This window comes from Marisediminitalea sp., from assembly GCF_984433645.1.
The window spans coordinates 2,205-4,753 of sequence record NZ_CFIDRX010000246.1 but is presented as its reverse complement, the minus strand read 5'-3'; the positions used below and the strand labels follow the sequence as shown (position 1 = coordinate 4,753).

Below are 2,549 nucleotides of genomic sequence, written 5' to 3'. Positions count from 1 at the left end.
GATTCTAAATGCCTCCGGAAAGGCCAATTCAGGTTCACCTATCCACCCATTTTCAATGTACAGGTTATAACCGTTTTCCGATTTCTCATAGCGCACGGCATTTAACCAAATCAAATCCCAGTCACCCAAATATTGTAAATCGCTTAATGCGTCGGGATACGCGCCATTACGGGTTTTGTGAAGCTCAATAAAAGCCACTGCTGAAACAAAGTGCTGTTTCCCGAATTTCGCGTTAACTTCATGCTGTGGAAATGAGCAACTACTCAACATGCACAGGCACAGTATGGTGAAGATTATTTTATTCATGCTACTTCCCGATAAGCTGAATTGCGCACAATACCCACATGGCTATCACCGCTAAGAAATTAATGGTAAAAATAACACCTCTCAGGCGCACATTGTTAAGTGCGATCTGCACTACGCTGTGGAGCACTCTGCCTGCAACGAATATCCACGCTAAGCTTATGAATGCCATGTTATCGGCGACCCCAGCGTACTGTGAAACAAGACAAACCACATAAAAGAACAGCGGCCATTCAAATTGATTACTCAGATTTGCGCTTATCAACGCTTTGCGTGATTCAAGCGATGAAATGACAGCGCTACTGCCGCCCACATGCCATACAGCTGGCGCTCGGGCAAGCGTTAGCAAAAAATACAAAAAAGCACACAGCAACACGTGCGCGAACATGGGTAAAAAAAGCGACATCATAGCGGTTTATCCATAAACACAGTGCCAGTAAACCTATACATAACAAGCTTGCTAAAAACGACCTCTATTTATATTGGGCAGCAGTAATAAACTGTTCAAATGACTCACACCAGACAATCACCGTTGTGTAATCATCAATATTCACACTTGAGTCTACCTTAACAACAAAGTTTGTGAAGGTTGGAATATCCCCCACCTGGACCATGTTGGGTTTATTCGCTTTGAACGCTGACTCCGTATCGATAAACGTGGGTGACAGGTACAATTTAAAATCAGGCCCGGGGGACAACTCGCCATTGAACGTAATGAAGTCTGGTCCAACACTCACTTTGCCTTCCCCCCAATGTAAAAAATCACTGTCGTTGAGATCTTTTGTAAACGTGGTTTGATAAAGGCTATTGGCGGACGCTGCTTGCAATTGTGCGGTGCCAGGCGCTTCGGGCTCAATAAGAATGGGCAAACTGTAGATCCCCACAGCAAAACCTAATACGCCAACAACGACATGAGTTAAGGTTAACTTTATCAGCGTAGCTATTTTCAAGTGCATCTACCTTTTACGTTATCAGGGTACTAAAGCGGAGGTTATTAGCAATCTCCACCACCTCCGCCACCATCACTGCCACAACTGCTATCGGAAGCTGAACCGGCGGACGTATCCCAATAACCGCCAGATTGCGTGTCGCCTGTTGTGCGTTTTGTACGTTCACCTTTAATAAAACTCATAATGAGTAATAACGTAAAAAGGAACAACCCGCCAATACTGAGTTGATGAGCCAACTCTGTATCATTGGTATTCATACAAAGTAACATAGAGGCAAGGAGGCACAAAAAGTAGACATATTTCATCGCAGTATTCCTTTACAACGTGTCTTCCGATTTCACTTTTGTCGACATATGAATCAATGGAAACGGGTTACCCTGACCATCCAGCGCTGAGCGCCCGGTGCGGGTAAACCCCATTTTTTCATAGAAGCCAATTGCCATGGGGTTTTGTTCATTTACGTCGACCTTTGCGGCTGCCAGATGCGTTTGGGCATAGTGCACCAGCGCTTTACCAATGCCCGAACCGAAATGTTCAGGATGTACAAATAACATTTCGATATTGCTGTCAGCCACCCCAATAAAGCCCGCAGGGTAACCATTAATACAGGCACAACGAAGCGCAACAGCGTCAAAATAGTGTTCTAAAATAAGCGGTTTTAACGCCGAAATGTTGGCTTCTGGCAAGAAATCGTGGGTAGCACGTACAGAGGCTTCCCAAATCTCAATCAACGAAACGTAGTCGTCTGTGGTAGCTTGTCGGATAATCATAATCAACCTTTAACAGTCGAGTTGGTGTAAAAGGCATCGACCTGCTCAGCCAGTGATGAAAGTGGTCGTGCGCCCTCAAAATGACTGGAAGACGTGTTTTGAAACTCAATAAACCCGAGCTTTGTTTCTACATCGTATTCACCCAGGGATTCATCCAAAAATAAGTAACCGAGGTTACCGTAAAGCGGGTATTCGTCCTGGCTAAAATGCTCAAAAAATAGCACTACCCCGAGTTTGTCTCCATCGGGATAGAGGTGGTAGTAGACATCTTCTGCTTTAACAGTGACATCGCCAATTGAAAGGTCATTCAGTGGGATTCGTCGTTGACGGTACGCTACGACTATCCATTTCTCAAGATCAGGGGCAGCCTGGCACAATGATTCGACACTCGAAAACGCTGATTTAATGCCACCGGCACTGATAACAAACTCTCGCTTACCATTCACACGGATGGGGCTGAACTCAAATGTTAAATCCTTATTGACGTTTGTCAGCGCTGCAGTGAGCTTTTCGAAGACCTTTTCCC

The 2,549-nt window shown here is 45.0% G+C and carries 6 protein-coding genes; all 6 read right to left on the bottom strand.

The window, feature by feature from the left end:
• Nucleotides 1–306: hypothetical protein (locus tag AC4MRN_RS19575; protein ID WP_491204258.1), on the bottom strand; the 306-nt coding region annotated here is incomplete at its 3' end.
• 1 nt (nt 307) lies between these two features.
• The gene (locus AC4MRN_RS19570) at nt 308–712 is read right to left on the bottom strand and encodes an MAPEG family protein (protein WP_491204257.1); all 405 of its coding nucleotides are present in this window, start codon (nt 710–712) and stop codon (nt 308–310) included.
• Between the two features lie 64 nt (nt 713–776).
• Entirely contained in the window at nt 777–1,259 is a 483-nt protein-coding gene (locus tag AC4MRN_RS19565) for a DM13 domain-containing protein (protein ID WP_491204256.1), read from the bottom strand.
• A 38-nt stretch (nt 1,260–1,297) separates the two neighbouring features.
• Nucleotides 1,298–1,558 carry a hypothetical protein gene (locus AC4MRN_RS19560; protein ID WP_491204255.1) on the bottom strand — a complete coding sequence of 87 codons (261 nt, stop codon included), beginning with the start codon at nt 1,556–1,558 and terminating at the stop codon, nt 1,298–1,300.
• Between the two features lie 12 nt (nt 1,559–1,570).
• Nucleotides 1,571–2,023: a GNAT family N-acetyltransferase gene (locus tag AC4MRN_RS19555; protein ID WP_491204254.1), complete on the bottom strand. Its 453-nt coding sequence runs from the start codon at nt 2,021–2,023 to the stop codon at nt 1,571–1,573.
• 2 nt (nt 2,024–2,025) lie between these two features.
• Nucleotides 2,026–2,549: hypothetical protein (locus tag AC4MRN_RS19550; RefSeq protein WP_491204253.1), on the bottom strand; the 524-nt coding region annotated here is incomplete at its 5' end.